Below are 21,032 nucleotides of genomic sequence, written 5' to 3' on the forward strand. Positions count from 1 at the left end.
AAGGGATGAGACATGGGTTCGACCATGCACGTACGCGCCGGGGCACCCCGCTCTGCGCGACTCGTCAGCGCGCTGCTCGCCGCGCTGGCGCTCGTCGGCGTCACCGTCATGACGCACCAGGCACCCGCGCAGGCCGTCAGCTCGCTCACCACGAGGCAGCTGCAGGAGGACCTCTGGGGGATGCTCTACTACTCCGGGTCGATCGACGGCAGCTACGGCCCCGCCACGACGGCGGCGGTCAAGGCGTTCCAGAAGGACAACTGCCTCGCCCAGGACGGCTCGGCAGGCCCGCTGACGCAGCCGAAGGTCATCGCCAAGGTCAAGGCGGTGCAGGCCAAGGCCGGCGCGTCGGCCGACGGCGTCTACGGCCCGCTCACCACGAGCAAGGTCAAGGCGTACCAGAAGGCCCACGGCATCCCGACCGGCGGCCAGGCCGGCCCGCAGACGATGAAGGCCATGGGCATCACCCGGGTGCTGAGCTGCTCACCGAAGCCCCCGACCGGTGGCTCGTCGGTGGGCGGCACGATCTCGCGCACCGAGGTCCTCGCCCGGGCGAAGTACTGGACCGACCGTCGCGTGCCGTACAGCATGTCCCGCTACACCGGGGACCCGCAGGGTCGCCAGTACCGCACGGACTGCTCGGGATTCGTCTCGATGGCCTGGCACCTGAGCTCCTCGCTGTCGACGGTCACGCTGCCGAACGTCTCGCACCGGATCGGCAAGAGCGACCTGCGCCCCGGTGACATCCTGCTCAAGGGCGGCCCGGGCTCGGCCGGGGCGTCGGGCCACGTCGTGATCTTCCGCGGCTGGGCCAACTCGGCCCACACCTCCTACTACGCCAGCGAGGAGTCGGGCTCGCACGGCGCGATCGCGCGCACCATCCCCTACCCGTACTTCTCGGGCTACGGCACGTTCGTGCCCTACCGCTACGACAAGATCACCGGCTGAGGCCGACGGCTCCACCGAAAACCCGTTGCACACCCGTGTGCCGCTGCGCCAGTCTCTACGCGAGCGCGGCGGCACACGGCTGCACGCCAGGACCCAAGGAGGGCGACATGTCCATTCCGGCCCCGGGCACGCCTGCCCACATCTCTTCTTCCTTGGAGTTCTCTTGTCATCAAACGCTTTTCATGACGACGACCGCGAGGTCGTCAGCCGCCGGCTGAGCAGCCGGCGCGACCTCGGCCTCGAGGTCGAGCAGTACGCCGTCGACAGCGACCCCGACGGCCCGCCCGAGGGCGAGCGCTGGTCGAGCTGGGACGGCGCCACACACGGGCCCAAGCCACGGCCCGACTGGGTCATCACCGACCTCGGGGCCGTGGAGTCCGACCTCGGGGTGCTCAAGACCGGCAAGGAGGCGGACGTCCACCTCGTGCGCAGGTGGGTGCCCGGCTCCCCCGGTCGCGACGTGCTCATGGCGGGCAAGCGCTACCGCTCGAGCCGGCACCGCCTGTTCCACCGCGACTCGGGCTACCTCGAGGGGCGGCGCGTGCGGAAGTCGCGCGAGACGCGGGCCATCCGGACCCGCACCGCCTTCGGCAAGGAGCTGATCAGCGGGCTCTGGGCCTTCGCGGAGTTCGAGACGCTCGTGCGGCTGTGGGACGAGGGGCTGCCGGTGCCCTACCCGGTGCAGATGTCCGACGACGAGATGCTGATGGAGTTCATCGGCAGCCAGGACGGACAGGCGGCGCCGCGCCTCGCGCAGACGAGGCCGGACGTCGACCTCCTGCCCGTGCTCTTCGAGCAGCTGCGGTCGGCGATGCTGCGCCTCGCCGAGCTCGGCTGGGCGCACGGCGACCTCTCGCCCTACAACGTGCTCCTCGAGGGCGAGGGGGACGCCGCCCGCCTGGTGCTCATCGACTGGCCCCAGATCGTCGACGTCATCGGCAACCCGCACGGGCCGGAGTTCCTCGAGCGCGACACCCGCAACATGTGTGACTGGTTCACCCGGCGTGGGTACGCGGTGGACGAGGGGCTGCTCTTCGGTGACCTCATGGCGGCGGCGACGTCGCGGTGGTGACCGGGCAGGCCCGGCCACGCACGTGACGGAGGCCGCTCGTTCGTGGAGCGGCCTCCGTCCGTGCGTCGGCGCAGACTCGGGTCCTCAGCCGAGGAAGTCTGCGGCGTGGCCGAACTTGCCGGAGTGGACGAACGCCTCGAGCGGCAGGCGGGAGCGGGGCAACCGGGCCCGCGCCCGCAGCCACTCGGGCATCTCGGCGTCGCCGTCGGGCCCGGCGGGCAGGCCGAGGGCGATCCCCGTCGTCACGGCCCAGTGCGGCGGGACGGCGAAGCGCTCGGCCGCGGCCCGGTGGTCGAAGCCACCGAACTGGCGCACCTGCATGCCCATCGACCGGGCCTGAACGGTGATGTGCGCGACCGCCTGCCCGAGGTCGAACATCGCGTAGTCGCTGTAGGCGATCTCGTGGTCCTCGTCGGTCGCGACCTGGTGCAGCGTGAAGATGACGGCCGAGGCCGACGGCGCCCACACCCGGTTCGCCGACGACAGCGTCTCCACCATGGCGGCGTGCGTGTCGTCGCCGCGCAGGCCCACGAGGAAGCCCCACGGCTGCGAGTTGCCCGCCGACGGCGACCAGCGGGCGGCCTCGAGGATGGCACGCAGCGCCTCAGGTCCGAGCACGTGGCCGCGGTCGTAGACGAACACGCTCTCGCGGTCGCGCAGCAGCGGCGTCAGCACGCCCGGCTGAGCCGGCTCCACCGGTCGTCCGCCCGCCGTCATCTCGCTCCTCACGTCGTCCTGACCCCCGGCACCGTCCACGTACCCGTCAACGGCGCGCGACCCGTCCCTCTTCCCGTGAGTCCTCCGGCGGTGTGGCCGGGGGGGGCCGACGGGCCGCGCGTCAGTAGGCCCGGGCGACGACCGCGAGCACGCCGTCGGCGTCCTCCGACGCGGGCACCGACCCGTCCGGCATGGTCAGGCACCGCACGGTGACGGCCGATCGGGCGAGCTCCTCCTCCCCCTCCGGCCCGAGGGCCGCCCACGGGATGGTGGCCCAGCCGGTGCGGGCGGCCTCGGCGGCCTCCCCCACGCTCGTGACGGCCACGGTGCTGGCCTCGCGGTGGGCCAGGGCGTTCGCGTAGAGCGTGTCGTGGTCCTCCTCGAGCGCTGCGACGACGACGTCGACGACGCCCCCGAGGGGCACGGACTCCTTGCCACCGGCGATCCGCCGGGCGACCGTGACCGAGCCCTCCGCGAGGTCGCGCGGACCCACCTCGACGCGCACCGGGATCCCCTTGAGCTCGGCGTCGACGGCGCGGCGGCCGAAGGCGGTGTCGACCCGGGCGTCGAGCTCGGCGCGCACCCCGCGCGCCAGGAGGTCGGCGACGAGCCGGTGCGCCGCCTCGGTCACGCCCTCACCCTCCTTGACGACCATGACGAGCGCCTGCACCGGCGCGAGCCGCGGCGGCAGCCGCAGTCCGTGGTCGTCGCCGTGACCCATGATGAGCCCACCGAGCATGCGCGTCGACGTTCCCCATGACGTCGTCCAGCACAGCTCTTGGCGCCCCTGCTCGGAGAGGTAGGTGATGTCGAAGGCCTTGGCGAAGTTCTGGCCGAGCTCGTGGCTCGTGCCCATCTGCAGGGCCTTCCCGTCGCGCATCATCCCTTCCAGGGCAAGGGTGTTCGTGGCGCCGGCGAAGCGTTCGCGGGCCGTCTTGCGGCCGAGCACGACCGGCAGGGCGAGCATCTCGCGCATGAACGCGGCATACACGTCCTCCTGGATCCGGGCGGCGTACGCGCGCGCGTCGCCCTCCGTCGCGTGCGCGGTGTGCCCCTCCTGCCAGAGGAACTCGCTGGTGCGCAGGAAGATCCGTGGCCGAAGCTCCCACCGCACGACGTTGGCCCACTGGTTGAGCAGCAGCGGCAGGTCGCGATAGCTCTGCGTCCACTTCGCGAGGTACTCGCCGATGACGGTCTCCGAGGTCGGCCGCACCACGACCGGCTCCTCCAGCTGCTTGCCGCCCGCATGCGTCACGACGGCGAGCTCGGGGCTGAATCCCTCGACGTGCTCGGCCTCCCTGGTGAGGTAGGACTCGGGGATGAAGAGCGGGAAGTACGCGTTGCGCGCACCGGCCTCCTTGATGCGGCGGTCCATGTCCGCCTGCATGCGCTCCCAGATCGCGTAGCCGTACGGTCGGATGACCATGGTGCCGCGCACCGGCCCGTTGTCGGCCAGCTCGGCCTTGGCGACGACGTCCTGGTACCAGCGGGGGAAGTCATCCGACTGTGGGGTGAGCACGGTTCTGGGCATGGCCCCGATCCTAGGCGGCGGCACGCTGCACGGCCGGTCCCTCCGCCCGACCCTCGACCCACCCGTGTGCCGTGCCCCGCGTCACGGTGTCAGCCGCGCTCCATCGTGGCGACGAGGAAGGCCTGCCAGGCCTCCCGGGAGTCGGCGAGCTCGCCGGGACCGCCGACGCGCTCGAGGATGCGCGTCGTCGCGGCGCGCGTCGCGTCGTCGAACTCGCCGGTGGTCTCGACGTCGGTGACGCCCCAGACGTGGCGACACATCGCCTGCACCGCCTGCACCTGGGCGTTCGAGCGCCGGATGAGGCGCGGTCGCTCCGGACCGAAGCGGCCGAGGTCGACGTGGATGTGGTTCGCGTGGGCGGCGTCGAAGAGATACGTCAGCACGTCGGCGAACTCGTGGTGGAGCCCGGCGGCGGTGCGCCAGTAGAGCGACAGCCGGCGGCGCAGCTCCGGCGCCGGGGCGTCGCGCCACTGGTCGTGGCGCAGCGACGTGAGGTCGCGTCCGCCCGCGCGGAGCCGGGCGACGTCGATGGCCTCGCCCGAGCTGTGCCACGACGTCGCCGAGCCACGCACCCACGCGCCGTAGGACCGCAGCTCGTCGGGGGCCTGGCCCACGTGCCGTCGGTGCAGCTCGAGCCAGCGGTCGACACGGGCACCGAAGGGCTCGGTGACGTAGGCCGTCGCAGCTCGGCCCGTCACCTCGTAGACGTGCCGGGCCGGCCCGAAGCGCCGACGCGACTCCAGCTCGCGGAAGTCCGCAGGCCGGGGGTCGATGCGCAGCTCGCGAGGGGTCGGCTCCGCGAACCCGGGCAGCTGCGGCAGGGACGGGAGCCCGGGACCGCGCGACACGGCATACGCCCCTCCCGCCGCGACGACGCCGACAGCGCCCACGGCGCCCAGCGTCAGCAACCGGCGACGGGACAGGCCCGCCCGGTCCCCGCCGGTGACGGGTGGGGTCGTGGCTGCACGCTCGCGCGGCTGCTGGCTCATGACTGCTCCAACGCACGAGGGACTCCGGCCGATCCCGCCGGCCACGCTCCCGCCCGATGGAGCCGTCGGATCACGAGAGGGCGGCGATGGCCTCGGCCGTGGCGAGCACCTTGCGGGCCGTGTCGACGTGGAGGTTCTCGATGAGGCGGCCGTTGAGGGTTGCCACGCCCCGCCCCTGCGCCTGCGCCTCCTCGAAGGCCGCGATGACGGCCCGCGCGTCGTCGACCTGGCCGGGGTCGGGCGCGAAGACCTCGTTGGCCGGGCCGACCTGTGCCGGGTGGATCAGGGTCTTGCCGTCGAAGCCGAGCTCGCGTCCCTGCCGCGCCTCGGCGTGGAAGCCCTCGGCGTCCGAGACGTCGTTGAACACGCCGTCGAGCACCGCGACGCCCGCGGCCCGCGCGCCGAGCAGCACCAGCTGCAGGCTCGTCGCGATGGCTGCGCGGCCGGGCGCGAAGGACGCACCGAGCTCCTTGTAGAGGTCGTTCGTGCCGAGCACGAGGCAGGCCAGTCGGCTCGACGCGCGGGCGATCTCCTCGGCGTGCAGCACGGCCACCGGCGTCTCGACCATGGCCCACAGCCGCGTGCGCGCGGGGGCGCCGGCCGCCTCCATCGCGGCGACGAGCGCCCGCACCTCGTCGGCCGAGCCGACCTTCGGCACGACGATCGCGTCGGGGCCCGCCGCTGCGGCCGCGGCGAGGTCGGCGTCGTGCCACTGCGAGCCGAGACCGTTGACCCGGATCGTCAGCTCGCGTCGACCGTAGTCACCGGATCGCGCTGCCGCACAGGCGTTCTCACGTGCGGCGTCCTTCGCATCCGGTGCCACGGCGTCCTCGAGGTCGAGGATCAGCGAATCGACGGGAAGCGTCTTCGCCTTCTCGAGGGCGCGCTCGTTCGAGCTCGGCATGTAGAGCACCGAGCGGCGCGGTCGGTAGGTGTCGGACTCGACGGTCACGGGCTCAGCCCTCCTGCGGGACGGTTGCGGCGGCATACAGCTCGGCGAGCGCGGGGTCGGTCTGCGAGAGGCGCTCGGCGAGCTCGACGATGACGAGGCACTGCTTGAGGCTCGCGTCGTCCTCCATCTTGCCGTCGAGCATGACCGCGCCCGTGCCGTCGCCCATCGCGGCGACGACCCGGCGCGCGTGCGCCACGTCCTGCGCCGACGGGCTGAAGACGCGCTTGGCGATCTCGATCTGCACCGGGTGCAGCGACCACGTGCCGACGCAGCCGAGGAGGAACGCGTTGCGGAACTGGTCCTCGCAGGCGACGACGTCCTGGATGTCGCCGAACGGGCCGTAGTACGGGTAGATGCCGTGCATGGCGCAGGCGTCGACCATCCGGGCGATCGTGTAGTGCCAGAGGTCCTGCTGCGCCGTCGTGCGCTCCCCCTGCACGTCGCCGTCGACGGGGTCGGTGCGCACGAGGTAGCCGGGGTGGCCGCCGCCGACGCGGGTCGTCTTCATCCGCCGGTCGGCCGCGAGGTCGGCGGGCCCGAGGGAGAGCCCCTGCATGCGCGGCGAGGCCCCGCAGATCTCCTCGACGTTGACCATGCCGCGGGCGGTCTCGAGGATGGCGTGCACGAGGATCGGCCGGGTGAGCCCCGCCTTCGCCTCGAGCTGGGCGAGGAGGCGGTCGACGTAGTGGATGTCCTCGGCGCCCTGCACCTTGGGCACCATGACGACGTCGAGCTTGTCGCCGATCTCGGTGACGAGCGTCGTGAGGTCGTCCAGGGCCCACGGGCTGTCGAGGGCGTTGATGCGCGTCCAGAGCTGGGTGTCCTCGCCGAAGTCCGTGGCCTTGGCGATCTCGACGAGACCGGCCCTCGCCGCCTCCTTGCGGTCGGCCTTGACGGCGTCCTCGAGGTTGCCGAGGAGCACGTCGACGGTGCCGACCATGCCGGGCACCTTCGCGGCCATCTTCGGGTTGCTCGGGTCGAAGAAGTGGATGACTCGGGACGGTCGGGCCGGCACCTGCGTCAGAGGCGTCGGCGCCCCCACCGCGAGCGGGCGGAAGAAGTCCTTGGCGCTGCGCATGGCGGTCAACGTAGCAACGGCGGGTCGGCCCGCGTTATGACGACAGTCACGCCCTCCGCCGATGAGGCGCGGGTCACTAGGGTGGCCGTGTGACCGAGCGCGCGACCGAGCAGCAGGGCGAGCCGACCGACGCCCCCGACCCCGCCGCGCCCGCCCCCGGCGCCGCACTGCTCGCCGAGACGATGGGCAAGTCGGGGCTGCTCTGGATCGACGTGGCCGACGACCGCACCTGGCCGGCGTGGCACGTCTGGGACGACGGCGCCGCCCTCGTGGTCAGCGGTCCGGGCGAGCAGCCCCTGCCGTGGCTGCCGCCCGAGGTGCGCCTCGTCCTGCGCAGCAAGGACACCGGCGGCCGGCTGCTGACGGTGCGCGCCCGCGTGCACGTGCTCGAGCCCGGGAGCAGCCAGTGGCAGCGCGCCACCGACCTGCTGCGTCCCGCGCGGCTCAACGCCGTCGACGACAGCGTGACGCGCTGGGCCGCCGAGTGCACCGTCACCGCCCTCGTGCCCTTCGGCGCCCCCCTCGAGTCGCCGGGGTCGTATGCCGCCGACGACCACCGCGCGCCCCCCGCCCGCACCGCCGCGACGACGACCTCCTGGCGCCCCTGGCACTGGGGTGGGCGCGGGGAGACGAAGGCCGAGCAGCGGCGGGCGCGTGCCGAGGCCAAGGCCGAGCGGCGGGCCGCGAAGGCCCGCGCCAAGCAGCGCAGGAAGCGGCGGCGACGTGGCGTCGGTCTCGACGGACGCTGACCGCATAGCCTTGGGCCCATGAGTGCGAGCACCCGCGTCTTCGTCGCGCGCCTGACCGGCCTCGCCGTCTTCGACCCGCTCGGTGACCAGGTGGGGCGCGTCCGCGACGTCGTGGTGATGTTCCCCGTGAGCCGCCCCGAGCCCCGCGTCATCGGTCTCGTCGTCGAGGTGCCGGGGCGGCGGCGCGTCTTCGTCCCGATGACTCGCGTGACCTCGATCGACGCCGGCGCCGTCATCACGACGGGCCTGGTCAACATGCGCCGCTTCGAGCAGCGCACCAACGAGGTGCTCGTCGCGGCCGAGCTGTTCGACCGGTCCGTGCGCGTCACGACACCCGAGGCCGTCGAGGCGGGCTTCGCGGACGCCCTCGTCGAGGACGTCGCCATCGAGCAGGGCCCGCGTCGCGACTGGCTGGGCACCCGGGTCTTCGTGCGCCAGGCCTCGGCGGGCATCTCCCCCGCCTCGAAGGCCATGTCGCGCCTGACCCGGCGCCGGTCGGGCAAGACGATGCTCGTCGACATCCGCGACGTCGTCGGCCTGCACCAGCAGTCGGGCGCCCAGAGCGCCGAGCGGCTCCTCGAGACCTACGACGACCTCAAGGTCGCCGACCTCGCCGAGGTCATCCACGACCTCAACCCCAAGCGTCGCGCCGAGGTGGCCGCCGCGCTCGACGACGAGCGGCTCGCCGACGTCCTCGAGGAGCTGCCGGAGGACGACCAGGTCGAGATCCTCGCCGGCCTCGCCAACGAGCGCGCGGCCGACGTGCTCGAGGCGATGGAGCCCGACGACGCCGCCGACCTGCTCGCCGACCTGCCGCCGGAGCAGGCCGAGGAGCTGCTCCAGCTGATGGAGCCCGACGAGGCCGCGCCCCTGCGCCGCCTGCTCGCCTACGACGAGAAGACCGCCGGCGGCATGATGACGACCGAGCCCGTGGTGCTCGGCCCCGAGGCGACGATCGCCGAGGCGCTCGCGACGGTGCGCCGCGAGGAGCTCGCCCCCGCGCTCGCCTCGATGGTCTACGTCTGCCGGCCGCCGCTCGAGGCGCCGACCGGGCGCTACCTCGGCCTCGTGCACATCCAGCGCCTGCTGCGTGAGCCGCCGCACGGCGCCGTCGGCTCGATCATCGACAAGGAGATCGAGCCCGTCGCGGCCAGCGCGTCCCTCGAGACGGTGACGCGCACCCTCGCCACGTACAACCTCGTCTCCCTGCCGGTCGTCGACGACGACGGGCGCCTCATCGGCGCGGTCACCGTCGACGACGTGCTCGACCACATCCTCCCGGAGGACTGGCGTGAGGCCCGGCACGAGCTGGGGGTCAAGCCGTGAGCGAGCGCGCCGACCGGCGCAGCACCCCGCGCAGCGTGCGCAGCGACAAGCTCGACCAGCCGCAGGAGAAGCGGGCCCGGGTGCTGCCGCGGGTCACCCTGACGCAGGAGGCCTTCGGCGTCCTGTCCGAGAAGTTCGCGCGGTTCATGGGCACGGCGCAGTTCCTCATCGGGATGACCGTCTTCGTCGCGGCGTGGATCGCCTGGAACGTGCTCGCGCCGACGAGCCTCGTCTTCGACGAGTTCCCCTTCATCTTCCTCACCCTCATGCTCAGCCTGCAGGCCTCCTACGCCGCGCCCCTCATCCTGCTCGCGCAGAACCGGCAGGCCGACCGCGACCGCGTCGCGCTCGAGCAGGACCGCGCCCGCGACGAGCGCAACCTCGCCGACACCGAGTTCCTGACCCGCGAGGTGGCGAGCCTGCGCCTCGCGCTGCGCGAGCAGGCGACCCGTGACTTCGTGCGCTCCGAGCTGCGCTCGCTCCTCGACGAGCTCGAGGACCGCGCCCTGCTGCGCGGCCGCGACGACGACACCCCGCCCCCGCCCGCGCAACACACCGAGTAGGTCACGACACACCGGCATCCGATCCCGGTGGGTTGTGACCTCCACGGTGTGTTGCGGTAGACACCGGGGGCGGTCGGGGGCGCCTGCACCGCGGCATACGATGGAGCACATGTCTGTCGCCGCACTGCCCAGCCGTGACGCCCTGCTCACGGCGCTGTCGAAGGTCAACGACCCCGAGATCCGCAAGCCGATCACCGAGCTCGGCATGGTGAAGTCGGTCGAGATCGACGACGCCGGCAAGGTCGACCTCGCGATCTTCCTCACCGTCTCGGGCTGCCCCATGAAGGAGACGCTGACCAAGGACTCGAGCAACGCCCTCCTCGCGCTCGACGGCGTCACGTCGGTCGAGGTCGAGCTCGACGTCATGAGCGACGAGCAGCGCGCCGAGCTGCGCTCGCAGCTGCGTGGGGGCGCCCCCGAGAAGGAGATCCCCTTCGCCAGGCCCAACAGCCTCACGCGCGTGTATGCCGTCGCATCCGGCAAGGGTGGCGTCGGCAAGTCGTCGGTGACGGTCAACCTCGCCGCCGCGATGGCTGAGCAGGGCCTGCGCGTGGGCGTCGTCGACGCCGACGTCTACGGCTTCTCGGTGCCGCGCATGCTCGGGGTCGAGCAGCGCCCGACGCAGGTCGACGACATGATCCTGCCGCCCGTCAGCCACGACGTGAAGGTCATCTCGATCGGCATGTTCGTGCCCGGCAACCAGCCGGTCGTCTGGCGCGGGCCGATGCTCCACCGGGCCCTGCAGCAGTTCCTCGGCGACGTCTTCTGGGGCGACCTCGACGTGCTGCTGCTCGACCTGCCGCCGGGCACCGGCGACATCGCGATCTCGGTCGCCCAGCTCATCCCGACGGCCGAGATCCTCGTCGTGACGACCCCGCAGCAGGCCGCCGCCGAGGTGGCCGAGCGGGCCGGATCGATCGCCCTGCAGACCCACCAGCGGGTCGTCGGCGTCATCGAGAACATGAGCTGGCTCGAGCTGCCCGACGGCACCCGCCAGGAGATCTTCGGCTCGGGCGGCGGCCAGGCCGTCGCCGACTCCCTGACGAAGAGCATCGGCGCGCCCGTCGAGCTGCTCGGCCAGATCCCGCTCGACACGCGCCTGCGCGAGGGTGGCGACGCCGGCACCCCCGTCGTGCTGGGGGCGCCCGACACAGCCGCCGCCGTGGCGCTGCGCGGCATCGCCCGCCGCCTCGGCTCCCGCGCTCGGGGCCTGGCCGGCCGTTCGCTCGGACTCACTCCCGCCGGCCGCTGACGCGCGCCGGCCCGGCGCGGCGCGCGCCCGCGCGCCGGGGTGACCCGGCGCCCGGGCCGCGCGGTCAGGCCAGGGAGTCGACCCAGGCCTGGTGCAGGTCGGAGTAGCGCCCGTCGCCGGCCGCCACGAGGTCGCCCGGCGCACCGTCCTCGACGATCCGCCCGTGCTCGAGCACGAGCACCCGGTCGGCGTTCTCGACCGTCGAGAGCCGGTGCGCGATGACGATGGCGGTGCGCCCGGCGAGGATCGTGTCGAGCGCGCGCTGCACGAGGCGCTCGGAGGGGATGTCGAGCGAGCTCGTCGCCTCGTCGAGGATCAGCACGGCGGGGTCGGCGAGGAACGCGCGGGCGAAGGCCACGAGCTGGCGCTGACCCGCGCTGAGCAGGCCGCCGCGGTTCGAGACGGCCGTCCCGTACCCCTGCGGCAGCGCCGTGATGAACTCGTGCGCCCCCAGGGCGCGAGCCGCTGCCTCCACCTGCTCGTCGCTCGCCTCGGGGCGACCGAAGCGGATGTTGTCGGCGACGGTGCCGCTGAAGAGGTAGTTCTCCTGCGTGACCATGACGACGGCCCGGTGCAGGTCGTCCGAGGCGAGCCGCCGCAGGTCGATGCCGTCGAGGCGCACCGCGCCGTCGCTCGGGTCGTAGAAGCGGGTGGCGAGCTTGGCGATGGTCGTCTTGCCGGCGCCGGTCGTGCCGACGAGGGCGACGGTCTGGCCGGCGGGCACCGTCAGGTCGAGCCCGGGCAGCACGGGCTGGCCCGCGACGTACTCGAAGCGCACCCCGTCGAACCGCACCTCGCCCGCGACGTCGCGCAGCGGCTCCGGGTCGACCGGCTCGGCGACGTCGGGCTCCTCCTCGAGCACCCCCGACAGCTTCTCGAGCGCGGCCGTCGCCGACTGGAAGGTGTTGTAGAACTGCGAGATCTCCATCATCGGCTCGAAGAACTGGCGCAGGTAGAGCAGGAACGCCGCGAGCACGCCGACGGTGACCTCGCCGTGGTAGGCGAGGTAGCCGCCGTAGAGCAGCACCGCGGCGATCGTCACGTTGCCGATGAGGCGGATGCCCGGCATGAACCACGCGACGAGCCGGAAGGCGACGAGGTTGGCCCGGCGGTACTGGTCGTTGACGTCCTCGAAGATCGCCTGGTTGCGCGGCTCGCGGCGGAACGCCTGCACGGCCCGGATGCCGTTCATCGACTCGACGAAGTGGACGATGACGAGGGCGACCTTCTCGCGGGTCGCCCGGTAGCTCTTCGCCGACTCCTTGCGGAACCAGTTCGTCAGGAGGGCGAGCGCCGGGCCGCAGAGCAGCGCGACGAGACCCAGCCGCACGTCGAGCACGAGGAGCAGCACCGAGGTGCCGACGAGCGTCAGCGCGGCCGTGACGAGCCCGTCGAACCCGGTCTCGAGCATCTCGTAGATGGCGTCGACGTCGGACGTCTGGCGCGAGATGACGCGGCCGGAGGTGTAGCGGTCGTGGAACGCCGGGCTCAGCGCCTGGAAGTGGCGGAAGACCCGCCGCCGGATCGAGAGCAGGATGTCCTGGCCGATGATGCCCGAGCGGACGAGGAACAGGTTGCGCGAGATCGCCTGGGTGATCGTCGCGACGAGCACCAGACCGACGACGAGCAGCAGCGGCCCGAGGTCGCCCGAGGCCCGGATCGGCGGGATGCCGGTGTCGATGCCCTCCTTGACGAGGTAGGGGATCGACAGCCGGGCGGCGTTCTCGACGACGACGACCACCATGAGCCACCACAGCGCCCGGCGCCACGGGCGCAGCACCTCACGGAGCAGCCGCTGGGACCGGCCTGCGAGCCGCGCCGAGGTCTCGGCCGTCAGGTCGCCCTCGATGTCGTCGGCGGCCACGCCGCGCCACTGCTGGGTGGGGGCCGTCATGCCGTCATCTCCTCGGTCGCGTCGGCCCGGTCCGTCGCGTCGGGGCCGTCGGCCGCGAGCAGCTCGCGGTAGGCCGGGACGGTGTCGAGCAGCTCGCGGTGCGTGCCGACGTGGGTGATGGTGCCGTGCTCGAGCAGGGCCACCCGGTCGGCGAGCAGCACGGTCGAGGCCCGGTGGGCGACGACGAGGCCCGTCGTCTCGGAGAGCACGCTCGACAGCGCCTGCTCGACGAGCTTCTCGGTGTGCACGTCGAGCGCCGAGAGGGTGTCGTCGAGCACGAGCACCGCCGGCTGCGAGAGCACGGCCCGGGCGAGGGCGAGCCGCTGGCGCTGGCCTCCGGACAGCGAGAGGCCCTGCTCGCCGATGCGGGTGTCGAGGCCCCAGGGCAGGTCGTGCACGAAGCCGGCCTGTGCGACGTCGAGGGCGGCGAGGACGTCGTCCTCCGGGGCGTCGGACCGGCCGAGCGTCACGTTCTCACGGGCGCTCATCGAGAAGAGGGTCGGCTCCTCGAACGCCGTCGCGACGAGGCTCCGCAGCGTCTCGAGGTCGAGGTCGCGCACGTCGACGCCGTCGATCGTGACGCGGCCGCCGGTGACGTCGGAGAGCCGCGGCACCAGGGCGGTCAGCGCGGTCTTGCCCGAGCCGGTGGCCCCCACGAGCGCGAGGGTCTCCCCCGGCGCCACGTCGAGGTTGACGTCGCGCAGCACCGGCTCGTCGGGCGCGTCGGGGAAGGCGAAGTCGACGTGCTCGAAGCGCAGGTGTCCCCGCGCCGCGGCGCCCGGGTGCTCCCCCGAGACGATGTCGGGCTCGGTGTCGAAGATCTCGAGCACCCGCGCCGCGGCGGTCATGGCCTCCTGGGCCATCGCGAGGATGACCCCGAGCGACGACACCGGCCAGACGAGCGAGAGCATGAGGGTGATGAAGGCGACGAGCTCGCCGGGGGTCAAGGCACCCCGGCCGACGCCGATGGCGCCGAGGAGGAGCACGACGACGACCGCGAGGTTGGGGATGACCTCGAGGAAGGTCCAGAACTTCGCCGAGAGGCGCACCTTGGCCAGGCTCGTCGCGCGCAGCTCGAGGGCCGCGTCGTCGTAGCGGCGGCTCATGTGGTCGCTGCGGCCGAACGACTTGATGACGCGGATGCCGACGGCGCCCTCCTCGGCCTGCGTGGCGAGGTCGCCCTGCTGGTCCTGCACCTGCCGGGACACGACGACGTAGGCCCGCTCGAAGCGCATCGAGAGCCAGACGATGGGGGCCGCGGTCGCCGCGACGACGAGCCCGAGCGGCCAGTACATCGTCAGCAGCACGACCGTCACGGCGACGACCTGGAGCACGTTGACGACGAGGAAGAGCAGCCCGAAGCCGCTGAACCGCCGGATCGCCGACAGGTCGGTGGTCGCGCGCGAGAGCAGCTGGCCGGACTGCCACCGCGTGTGGAAGCTCATCGGCAGCGCCTGCAGGCGCTCGTAGAGGTCGCGCCGCAGCTCGGTCTCGAGACCGAGCACGGCGTTGGACTGGACCCAGCGGCGCACGAAGATGAGGACGGCCTCGAGCACGCCCAGCGCGAGCGCGAGCAGGCCGAGCGGCAGCACCGGCGCGAGCTCGTGCCGGGTGATCGGCCCGTCGATGACGGCACGGGTCACGAGCGGGATGGCGATGGAGAGGCCGACGCCACCGAGCGACGCGGCGAACATGACGGCGAGCGCCCACCGGTGCGGGCGCAGGTAGCCGCGCAGGCGCCAGAGCGATCGGACCGAGGCGGGTGGGTGCGAGGTGGGTTCAGCAGGCATCAAGCAGTGACGATAAACCCAGCCACCGACAGCGGTGCCTCTGGGTCAGAGGTTTCTCGCGCCGCGCCTCAGGTGGCGTCGGTGTCCCACGGCGTCGGCAGCGCCGGGTCGTGCTGCCGCGGCAGGCTCACCGGCTTGTCCTCGACCACGGCGTCGTCCTCGTCCGCCGGCGCGGCGAGCGCGTCGCGCACGATCTTGCGCGGGTCGTACTGGCGCGGGTCGTAGGCCGACCAGTCGACGTCGGAGAACTCCGGACCCATCTCGTCCTTGAGCTGCTGGCGCGCCCGGTCGGCCATCGTCCGCGCCTGCCGGACGAACCGGCCGAACTTCGCGGCGTAGTCGGGCAGTCGCTCCGGTCCGAGGATGACGATCGCGAGCAGACCGAGCAGGAGCAGCTCCCACCCGTTGATGTCGAACACTGTCCCTGCCCTTCCACGCGTATCGGCGGCGCCATCCTACGGTGACGTCCCGAGTGCTACTTGGGCGGATCGGCCTCGAGCGTCATCTTCAGGTCCACGTCCTGCCCGTCACGCTCGACCGTGAGCGTCACGGTCTCGCCGATCGCCCGCGCGCGGATCGAGACGATGAGCTGGTCGGCCGTGCGGATGCGCTTGCCCTCGAAGCCGACGATGACGTCGCCGGGCTTGACGCCGGCCTTGGCGGCGGGGCCGCCCGCGGTCACGGCATCCGGCTTGTCGACGACGCGCGCGCCCTCGCCGCTGAAGGTGCGGTCGAGGCCGACACCGATGACGGGGTGGCTCGCCCTGCCGGTGGCGATGAGCTGGTCGGCGGTGCGCCGGGCCTGGTCGCTCGGGATGGCGAAGCCGAGGCCGATGCTGCCGCCCGTCGAGCCGCTCGTGCCCGGCACGCGGGCGATGGCGCTGTTGACGCCGATGACCTTGCCCGCCATGTCGAGCAGCGGGCCGCCGGAGTTGCCCGGGTTGATCGCGGCGTCGGTCTGGATCGCGTTGATGTAGGACGACTCCCCCGGCTCGCCCGGTGACACCGGGCGGTTGAGGGCGCTGACGATCCCGGTCGTCACGGTCTGGTCGAGCCCGAGCGGCGCGCCCACGGCGATGACCTGGTCACCGACGACGACCTTGTCGGAGGGGCCGAGCTGCAGCGGTGTGAGGTCGGTGCGGGCGATCTTGAGCACCGCGAGGTCATAGCTCTCGTCGCGTCCGACGATGGTCGCCTTCTCGGTGTCGCCGTTGCTCAGCACGACCTCGATGTCACCGCCGACACCGGGGGCGACGACGTGGTTGTTCGTCAGCACGTGCCCCTTGCCGTCGACGACGAAGCCGGACCCGGTGGCCGAGCCCTCGCTCCCGGCGTCGACCTTGATGGTGACGACGCTCGGCAGCGCGTTCGCCGCGATGTTGGCCACCGAGCCCGCGGGGCGCTGGGTCGAGCCGGGCCCGGGCGGGGGCAGCGTCGACACGCCGGTGTTGATGCGGTCCTCGGCCAGCTGCCCGGCCACGCCGCCGATGACGCCCGAGAGGAGGCAGAGCCCGACGACGGCGAGCACGAGCGGTCCGCGCCGGCGTCGGCGTCCGGCGGGCTCGTCGCGCAGCGGCACCCCACCGGGCGGGCCGCCGGCGCCGTCGCCCGGCAGCCCGTCGAGGTCGGCGGGCACGGCGCCCCCGTATGCCGGCACGGTCGTCGCGCCCGCGCCCGCGGTCCCCGAGGGGGCGCCGTGGGCGGCGGAGGGCGCTGCGAGGGCGGGGTCGACGGGCGGGGCGTAGGTGGCCCGGTGGGCCTGCTCGGCGAGCGCGTCCGCGCGGTCGCTCCCCCAGGCGGCGTCCGCCCGCGCCGGCACGCCCGCACCGTCGCCGGGGTGCTCGCCGCCGAAGACGTCGAACCAGGCCTCGTCGCGCTCCTCGTCGGACCGGCGCGCGGCGGCCGACGCCGTGGAGACGGCGGGGTCGGCGCTGCCGATCGGCCGGGTCGCCCCGGCCGGGATGGCGCGCGTGTCGTCGAGGTCGATGATGCCGGTCTGCTCCGAAGGCACGCCTCCAGCAGCCTGGGCGCCACCCGCCTCGGGGGGCAGGGCGGCGTCGGGGGCGTGGCTCTGCTCCGGCTCCGGCGTCCTCGACTCGTCGGTCATGGACCCGATTGTGCCGAACGCAGGGCCGTGAGGCGCACCGGGGCGGCAGCGTTCGAGGCGATCGCCGCCGAGCGGGTCGTCACGGCCCAGTACGGCAGGCCGCCCAGACCGACGGTGCGCGACCGCTGCGACTCGCGCAGGACCGGCGCCACCCGGTTGCCCGGGAGCACCGAGCCGCCGAAGTTCACGGCGCTGACGGCGCCGACGGCGCTGGTGCCGAAGGTGGCCGCCGGCACGCGGGCCGTCGAGGGCACGGGCGAGCCGGGCACGGGCGAGACCGCGAGTCCCCAGGCCGCCGCGACGGAGGCGCCCGCGGCGAGCGAGGCGACGACGGCCGCGCGCATCGGCGAACGGTGCAGCGCGGGGGCGGTCGGGGCCACGGTGGGCACGGGCTCGTAGGACGGTGCGGACGGCATACGGAAGCCGACCGGCAGGGCGGGCACCCGGGGGACGCCCGCGTCGCGCGCACCGGCGGACGCGTCGGGGGCGGCCGAACCCTCCACGGGGTGCGCGGCGAGGCCCATCAGCGAGGTGCGCAGGCTCATCGGGACACCGGTGTCGGCGCGCAGCGCGGCGACGATGCGGCGCTCCTGGTCGGCGGCGGCCCGGCAGACGGTGCAGCACACGAGGTGACGGTCGTAGACGTGCAGCAGCGCCGGGGGCAGTGCCCGGTCGACGTAGGCACGGACGTGTCCCTTGAGGTGCGGCGTCACGACATCACCGGCCCGTCACCGCGTCCCGGCGGCGACCCGACGACCCGGCAGGCGCAGCCCGGCGCGAGCGGCGCGGCCCTGGGCCGGCGCGGCCGTCGCGACCGCAGCGACCTCCGGGGCCCGGTGGGCCAGCGCCTCGCGCAGCTGCGCGCGGCCGCGGTGGATGCGGGAGCGCACGGTGCCGAGCTTGACGCCCAGCGTGGTGCTGATCTCCTCGTAGGAGAGGCCCTCGATGTCGCAGAGCACGACGGCGGCGCGGAACTCCGGCGCGAGCGCGTCGAGCGCGCGCTGCACGTCGTCGTCGAAGCGCGCGTCGTGGTAGGTCTGCTCCGGGCCCTTCTCGAAGCTCGGCAGGCGGCCCGCGGCGTCCTCCGGGAGGGAGTCGAAGCGGATCCGCTGCTTGCGCCGCATCTTGTCGAGGAAGACGTTCGTCGTGATGCGGTGCAGCCAGCCCTCGAACGTGCCGGGCTGGTAGGAGTGGAGCGAGCGGAAGACGCGCACGAAGACGTCGTGCGTCAGGTCCTCGGCGTCGTGCGGGTTGCCCGTGAGGCGGTAGGCGAGCCGGTAGACGCGCGCCGAGTGCTGCTCGACGATCTCCTCCCACGTGGGAGGGGTCCACGCCGAGTCGGCCTGCTCCACCGAGGTGGGCGGGTTGGGCGTCACGCTGGTCGTCACGAGGACACGGGCCTTTCACGGGTACGGTTCATCGGCTTGAACGCCGACGCTTCTCGATTCGTTCCCCTGCATGCTCCCGGATGGGCCTGTCGGGCCGCCAGCGGGAACCTGTGGATGGGCTGTGGGCGGCTCAGGAGTCGGCGGCGGGGTCCTGCTCGCCGCCGTCATGCGGCACGGCCTCGTGGTGGCGCCGGCCATGGGTGCGGCGGTCCTCCTTCATCTCGGCCTCGAAGAGGTGCCTGCGGCCCCCGACGAGGTCGTCGCGGGCGCCTGCCTCGAGGCGCTTGAAGGTCGCGTAGTAGTCGTCGTCGTACTCCTCGACGAGCTGGAAGGTCCACCGTCCCTGCACGACGTTGCGCCCGACGAGCTCGGTCTCGAGTCGGTCCGCGAGCTCGTCGTGCCCCGCGTCGCGGAAGAGGTCGACCGCCTCGCCGAGGGTCAGGTCGGCCATCCCGGAGAGGCGGTGGAAGCCGTAGAGGTGGCCGCGCGCGTCCTCGACGACCTCGAGCGCCTCGGAGAGCTTGCCGAGCGCCTCGACCGTGGCGTCGTCGACGCCGGACGGTCGGCGGTGCTCGGCGGTCGGTGCGTCGGCGCCCCCGCCGTCCACGCCGGTCGTGTCCTCGGTGGTCGCTGCGTCGTCGTCCATGCCCGTCCCGTACCCGCTCCGCATGCTGGCCGCGCTCGGGGCGGTCGCCCGATCGCAGTAGGGTGACGACCATGAGCACGCAGAAGGTCGCCGCCTGGTCGCACGCGGAGGAGTTCGTCACCCCGAGCGAGCCGGTCGAGGAGGCCGGCCGCCGCGGCGAGGAGCTCGGCGCGCAGCCCGTCGGCAACGGCGTGGGCGCCGTGCTCCAGATGCTCGCGGCCGCCTCCGGCGCCAAGGCCGTCATGGAGATCGGCACCGGCGCGGGCGCCTCGGGCCTGTGGCTGCTGGGCGGCATGCCCGCCGACGGCATCCTCACCACGATCGACCTCGAGACCGAGCACCAGCGCGCCGCCCGCGACGCCTTCGCCTCGGCGGGCATCGCCCACCAGCGCACCCGTGTCATCGCCGGTCGCGCGCTCGAGGTGCTGCCGCGGATGACCGACGGCGCCTACGACCTCGTCGTCGTCGACGCCGACAAGCAGGAGTACCCGCAGTACCTCACGCAGGCGACCCGCCTGCTGCGCCCGGGCGGCACCCTCGTCATGACGTGGTCCGACAAGGAATCCGACCCCGCCAACCGCGACGCCGAGACCCGCACGCTGCGCGAGGTCGGGCGCGCCATCCGCGACCACGACCAGTTCACCGTCTCGCTCCTGCCCGTGGGCGAGGGCCTGCTCGTCGCCGTCAAGCGCTGAGGGCGCGCCCCGAGCACGTCACTGCACGGATGCCGGAAGGCGCGCCACCCGGCATACGGGCTCGGCCGCGCACCGGACGCACGACGGCCCCCGACCGTGCGGTCGGGGGCCGTCGTGGCGGATCAGGAAGCAGGGGTCAGTTGACGCCGTCGCAGCCCTGGATCGCGTCACGCAGGGCCGCAGCCTCGTCGGGGGTCATCTCGACCACGAGTCGACCGCCCCCCTCCAGGGGCATCCGCAGCACGATGCCGCGACCCTCCTTGACGACCTCGAGCGGTCCGTCGCCGGTCCTCGGCTTCATTGCTGCCATGGTTCCCCTTCCCTAGGAATCCTCGGTCTTTGGCCCCATTATTCCGTGTCTCGTTTGCGAGACCTAATTGGGGATGTGACAGAGGGCACGTCGGGGCCCCCGTCGGGGCGGCGGACTTCCACCGGTCGGCGGATTGGGAGAGAGTGACGCCCATGAGCCAGAGCCCCGCCTCCCCCGCCGCCCCGCCCCTGCTCGTCGAGGTCGAGGACGGCGTCGCGTGGCTGACGCTCAACCGTCCCGAGGCCATGAACAGCCTCGACAACGCCCTCAAGGACGCCCTCGTCGCGGCCCTGCGCGAGGTGGCCGACGACCCGGCGGTGCGCTGCGTCGTGCTGACCGGCTCGGGCCGCGCCTTCTGCGTCGGGCAGGACCTCAAGGAGCACGTGCGGAGCCTTGGCGACCCGGACTCCACCCTGGCGACGACGGTCACCGACCACTACAACCCGATCGTCACCCTGCTCTCGACGATGAACAAGCCGGTCGTCGCGGCGCTCAACGGGGTGGCCGCAGGTGCGGGGCTGAGCTTCGCCCTCGCCTGCGACTTCCGGGTCGCCTCGGACCGGGCCGGGCTCAACACCTCGTTCGCCGGCATCGCGCTCTCGTGCGACTCGGGCGCCTCGTGGACGCTCCCCCGGCTCGTCGGCCCGGCCCGCGCCAAGGAGCTGCTCCTCCTGCCGCGCACCGTGCCGGCGCAGGAGGCGCTGGCGCTGGGGCTCGTGACGCAGGTCGTGCCGGCCGAGCAGCTCGAGGGGGCCGTGCGTGAGCTCGCCGGGCGCCTCGCGGCCGGGCCCACGCTCGCGTACGGCTCGATCCGCCGCGCCGTCGCGTTCTCGGCCGGGGCCGGGCTGGCCGAGTCGCTCGCCCACGAGGCCGAGCTGATGGCGCTCACGGGCGGCAGCAGCGACCACCGCGCCGCCGTCGACGCCTTCCTCGCCAAGCAGGACCCCACCTACACCGGCGCCTGACCCCCCCGCCCGCCGGCTCGCACGCCGGTGCCGCAGCCGGTTCCGCATCCGGACGGGGAT

Annotated in this window: 21 protein-coding genes; 8 read left to right on the forward strand and 13 right to left on the reverse strand. The window is 73.3% G+C overall.

Annotated elements, in window-relative coordinates:
• Positions 1 to 12 precede the first annotated feature (12 nt).
• Together ABT295_RS07625 and ABT295_RS07630 are read left to right on the forward strand one after the other, a co-directional pair.
• The gene (locus tag ABT295_RS07625) at positions 13 to 948 is read left to right on the forward strand and encodes a peptidoglycan-binding protein (RefSeq protein WP_352393788.1); all 936 of its coding nucleotides are present in this window, start codon (positions 13 to 15) and stop codon (positions 946 to 948) included.
• Between the two features lie 163 nt (positions 949 to 1,111).
• Positions 1,112 to 2,020: a serine protein kinase RIO gene (locus tag ABT295_RS07630; RefSeq protein ID WP_352393789.1), complete on the forward strand. Its 909-nt coding sequence runs from the start codon at positions 1,112 to 1,114 to the stop codon at positions 2,018 to 2,020.
• Positions 2,021 to 2,104: 84 nt separating this feature from the next.
• Here the strand turns inward: ABT295_RS07630 and ABT295_RS07635 are convergent, their stop codons facing one another.
• From ABT295_RS07635 to ABT295_RS07655, 5 genes are all read right to left on the reverse strand, one after another.
• Complete coding sequence (locus ABT295_RS07635; protein ID WP_352393790.1) at positions 2,105 to 2,737, reverse strand: nitroreductase family protein; 633 nt, start codon at positions 2,735 to 2,737, stop codon at positions 2,105 to 2,107.
• Positions 2,738 to 2,858: 121 nt separating this feature from the next.
• Positions 2,859 to 4,268, reverse strand: coding sequence for a proline--tRNA ligase (gene proS, locus ABT295_RS07640; protein WP_352393791.1), 1,410 nt, complete (start codon positions 4,266 to 4,268; stop codon positions 2,859 to 2,861).
• 89 nt (positions 4,269 to 4,357) lie between these two features.
• A complete protein-coding gene (locus tag ABT295_RS07645; RefSeq protein ID WP_352393792.1) occupies positions 4,358 to 5,257 on the reverse strand; it encodes an extensin family protein in 900 nt (299 codons plus the stop codon).
• Positions 5,258 to 5,327: 70 nt separating this feature from the next.
• Entirely contained in the window at positions 5,328 to 6,209 is an 882-nt protein-coding gene (locus tag ABT295_RS07650) for an HpcH/HpaI aldolase/citrate lyase family protein (protein WP_352393793.1), read from the reverse strand.
• Between the two features lie 4 nt (positions 6,210 to 6,213).
• Positions 6,214 to 7,287 (reverse strand): HpcH/HpaI aldolase/citrate lyase family protein, encoded by a 1,074-nt coding sequence (locus ABT295_RS07655; protein WP_352393794.1) that lies wholly within the window; start codon positions 7,285 to 7,287, stop codon positions 6,214 to 6,216.
• An 89-nt stretch (positions 7,288 to 7,376) separates the two neighbouring features.
• Here ABT295_RS07655 and ABT295_RS07660 point away from each other — a divergent pair, with 89 nt between their 5' ends.
• The 4 genes from ABT295_RS07660 (at position 7,377) to ABT295_RS07675 (ending at position 11,177) form a co-directional block, all read left to right on the forward strand.
• Positions 7,377 to 8,036, forward strand: coding sequence for a hypothetical protein (locus tag ABT295_RS07660; protein ID WP_352393795.1), 660 nt, complete (start codon positions 7,377 to 7,379; stop codon positions 8,034 to 8,036).
• A gap of 18 nt (positions 8,037 to 8,054) precedes the next feature.
• A complete protein-coding gene (locus ABT295_RS07665) occupies positions 8,055 to 9,362 on the forward strand; it encodes a magnesium transporter MgtE N-terminal domain-containing protein (RefSeq protein ID WP_352393796.1) in 1,308 nt (435 codons plus the stop codon).
• A complete protein-coding gene (locus ABT295_RS07670) occupies positions 9,359 to 9,925 on the forward strand; it encodes a DUF1003 domain-containing protein (protein WP_352393797.1) in 567 nt (188 codons plus the stop codon). Before ABT295_RS07665 ends, ABT295_RS07670 begins: the two co-directional genes overlap by 4 nt.
• A 109-nt stretch (positions 9,926 to 10,034) precedes the next feature.
• A complete protein-coding gene (locus ABT295_RS07675) occupies positions 10,035 to 11,177 on the forward strand; it encodes an Mrp/NBP35 family ATP-binding protein (protein WP_352393798.1) in 1,143 nt (380 codons plus the stop codon).
• A 64-nt stretch (positions 11,178 to 11,241) separates the two neighbouring features.
• Here the strand turns inward: ABT295_RS07675 and ABT295_RS07680 are convergent, their stop codons facing one another.
• The 7 genes from ABT295_RS07680 to ABT295_RS07710 form a co-directional block, all read right to left on the reverse strand.
• Positions 11,242 to 13,071 carry an ABC transporter ATP-binding protein gene (locus tag ABT295_RS07680; RefSeq protein ID WP_352393799.1) on the reverse strand — a complete coding sequence of 610 codons (1,830 nt, stop codon included), beginning with the start codon at positions 13,069 to 13,071 and terminating at the stop codon, positions 11,242 to 11,244.
• Positions 13,068 to 14,861, reverse strand: coding sequence for an ABC transporter ATP-binding protein (locus tag ABT295_RS07685; RefSeq protein ID WP_352393800.1), 1,794 nt, complete (start codon positions 14,859 to 14,861; stop codon positions 13,068 to 13,070). The genes ABT295_RS07680 and ABT295_RS07685 overlap by 4 nt, the downstream gene beginning before the upstream one ends.
• A 68-nt stretch (positions 14,862 to 14,929) precedes the next feature.
• The gene (locus ABT295_RS07690) at positions 14,930 to 15,280 is read right to left on the reverse strand and encodes a twin-arginine translocase TatA/TatE family subunit (RefSeq protein WP_352393801.1); all 351 of its coding nucleotides are present in this window, start codon (positions 15,278 to 15,280) and stop codon (positions 14,930 to 14,932) included.
• A 56-nt stretch (positions 15,281 to 15,336) separates the two neighbouring features.
• On the reverse strand, positions 15,337 to 16,968 hold the full coding sequence (locus tag ABT295_RS07695) for a S1C family serine protease (RefSeq protein ID WP_352393802.1): 1,632 nt from the start codon (positions 16,966 to 16,968) through the stop codon (positions 15,337 to 15,339).
• A complete protein-coding gene (locus ABT295_RS07700) occupies positions 16,965 to 17,681 on the reverse strand; it encodes an anti-sigma factor family protein (RefSeq protein WP_352393803.1) in 717 nt (238 codons plus the stop codon). Before ABT295_RS07700 ends, ABT295_RS07695 begins: the two co-directional genes overlap by 4 nt.
• 15 nt (positions 17,682 to 17,696) lie before the next feature.
• Positions 17,697 to 18,356 carry an RNA polymerase sigma factor SigE gene (gene sigE / locus ABT295_RS07705; protein WP_502991078.1) on the reverse strand — a complete coding sequence of 220 codons (660 nt, stop codon included), beginning with the start codon at positions 18,354 to 18,356 and terminating at the stop codon, positions 17,697 to 17,699.
• 130 nt (positions 18,357 to 18,486) lie between these two features.
• Positions 18,487 to 19,002: a hypothetical protein gene (locus ABT295_RS07710; RefSeq protein WP_352393804.1), complete on the reverse strand. Its 516-nt coding sequence runs from the start codon at positions 19,000 to 19,002 to the stop codon at positions 18,487 to 18,489.
• Between the two features lie 71 nt (positions 19,003 to 19,073).
• Between ABT295_RS07710 and ABT295_RS07715 the strand changes: the two genes are divergently transcribed.
• The gene (locus tag ABT295_RS07715) at positions 19,074 to 19,697 is read left to right on the forward strand and encodes an O-methyltransferase (RefSeq protein ID WP_352393805.1); all 624 of its coding nucleotides are present in this window, start codon (positions 19,074 to 19,076) and stop codon (positions 19,695 to 19,697) included.
• A 136-nt stretch (positions 19,698 to 19,833) separates the two neighbouring features.
• Here the strand turns inward: ABT295_RS07715 and ABT295_RS07720 are convergent, their stop codons facing one another.
• Positions 19,834 to 20,007 (reverse strand): DUF3117 domain-containing protein, encoded by a 174-nt coding sequence (locus ABT295_RS07720; protein WP_013493416.1) that lies wholly within the window; start codon positions 20,005 to 20,007, stop codon positions 19,834 to 19,836.
• A 152-nt stretch (positions 20,008 to 20,159) separates the two neighbouring features.
• Here ABT295_RS07720 and ABT295_RS07725 point away from each other — a divergent pair, with 152 nt between their 5' ends.
• Positions 20,160 to 20,972 carry an enoyl-CoA hydratase/isomerase family protein gene (locus ABT295_RS07725; protein ID WP_352393806.1) on the forward strand — a complete coding sequence of 271 codons (813 nt, stop codon included), beginning with the start codon at positions 20,160 to 20,162 and terminating at the stop codon, positions 20,970 to 20,972.
• Positions 20,973 to 21,032 lie beyond the last annotated feature (60 nt).

Origin of the sequence: Terrabacter sp. NPDC000476 (assembly GCF_040300125.1) — a bacterium.
Classification (GTDB): domain Bacteria; phylum Actinomycetota; class Actinomycetes; order Actinomycetales; family Dermatophilaceae; genus Terrabacter.

Excerpts from the sequence above, each read along its gene's own strand:
- ABT295_RS07680 (WP_352393799.1), bottom strand. The coding sequence starts at position 13,071 with ATGACGGCCCCCACCCAGCAGTGGCGCGGCGTGGCCGCCGACGACATC.
- ABT295_RS07675 (WP_352393798.1), top strand. The coding sequence starts at position 10,035 with ATGTCTGTCGCCGCACTGCCCAGCCGTGACGCCCTGCTCACGGCGCTG.
- ABT295_RS07695 (WP_352393802.1), bottom strand. The coding sequence starts at position 16,968 with ATGACCGACGAGTCGAGGACGCCGGAGCCGGAGCAGAGCCACGCCCCC.
- ABT295_RS07685 (WP_352393800.1), bottom strand. The coding sequence starts at position 14,861 with ATGCCTGCTGAACCCACCTCGCACCCACCCGCCTCGGTCCGATCGCTC.
- ABT295_RS07655 (WP_352393794.1), bottom strand. The coding sequence starts at position 7,287 with ATGCGCAGCGCCAAGGACTTCTTCCGCCCGCTCGCGGTGGGGGCGCCG.
- ABT295_RS07645 (WP_352393792.1), bottom strand. The coding sequence starts at position 5,257 with ATGAGCCAGCAGCCGCGCGAGCGTGCAGCCACGACCCCACCCGTCACC.
- ABT295_RS07635 (WP_352393790.1), bottom strand. The coding sequence starts at position 2,737 with ATGACGGCGGGCGGACGACCGGTGGAGCCGGCTCAGCCGGGCGTGCTG.
- ABT295_RS07625 (WP_352393788.1), top strand. The coding sequence starts at position 13 with ATGGGTTCGACCATGCACGTACGCGCCGGGGCACCCCGCTCTGCGCGA.
- ABT295_RS07710 (WP_352393804.1), bottom strand. The coding sequence starts at position 19,002 with ATGGACGACGACGCAGCGACCACCGAGGACACGACCGGCGTGGACGGC.
- ABT295_RS07725 (WP_352393806.1), top strand. The coding sequence starts at position 20,160 with ATGAGCCAGAGCCCCGCCTCCCCCGCCGCCCCGCCCCTGCTCGTCGAG.
- ABT295_RS07715 (WP_352393805.1), top strand. The coding sequence starts at position 19,074 with ATGAGCACGCAGAAGGTCGCCGCCTGGTCGCACGCGGAGGAGTTCGTC.
- ABT295_RS07665 (WP_352393796.1), top strand. The coding sequence starts at position 8,055 with ATGAGTGCGAGCACCCGCGTCTTCGTCGCGCGCCTGACCGGCCTCGCC.
- proS (WP_352393791.1), bottom strand. The coding sequence starts at position 4,268 with ATGCCCAGAACCGTGCTCACCCCACAGTCGGATGACTTCCCCCGCTGG.
- ABT295_RS07720 (WP_013493416.1), bottom strand. The coding sequence starts at position 20,007 with ATGGCAGCAATGAAGCCGAGGACCGGCGACGGACCGCTCGAGGTCGTC.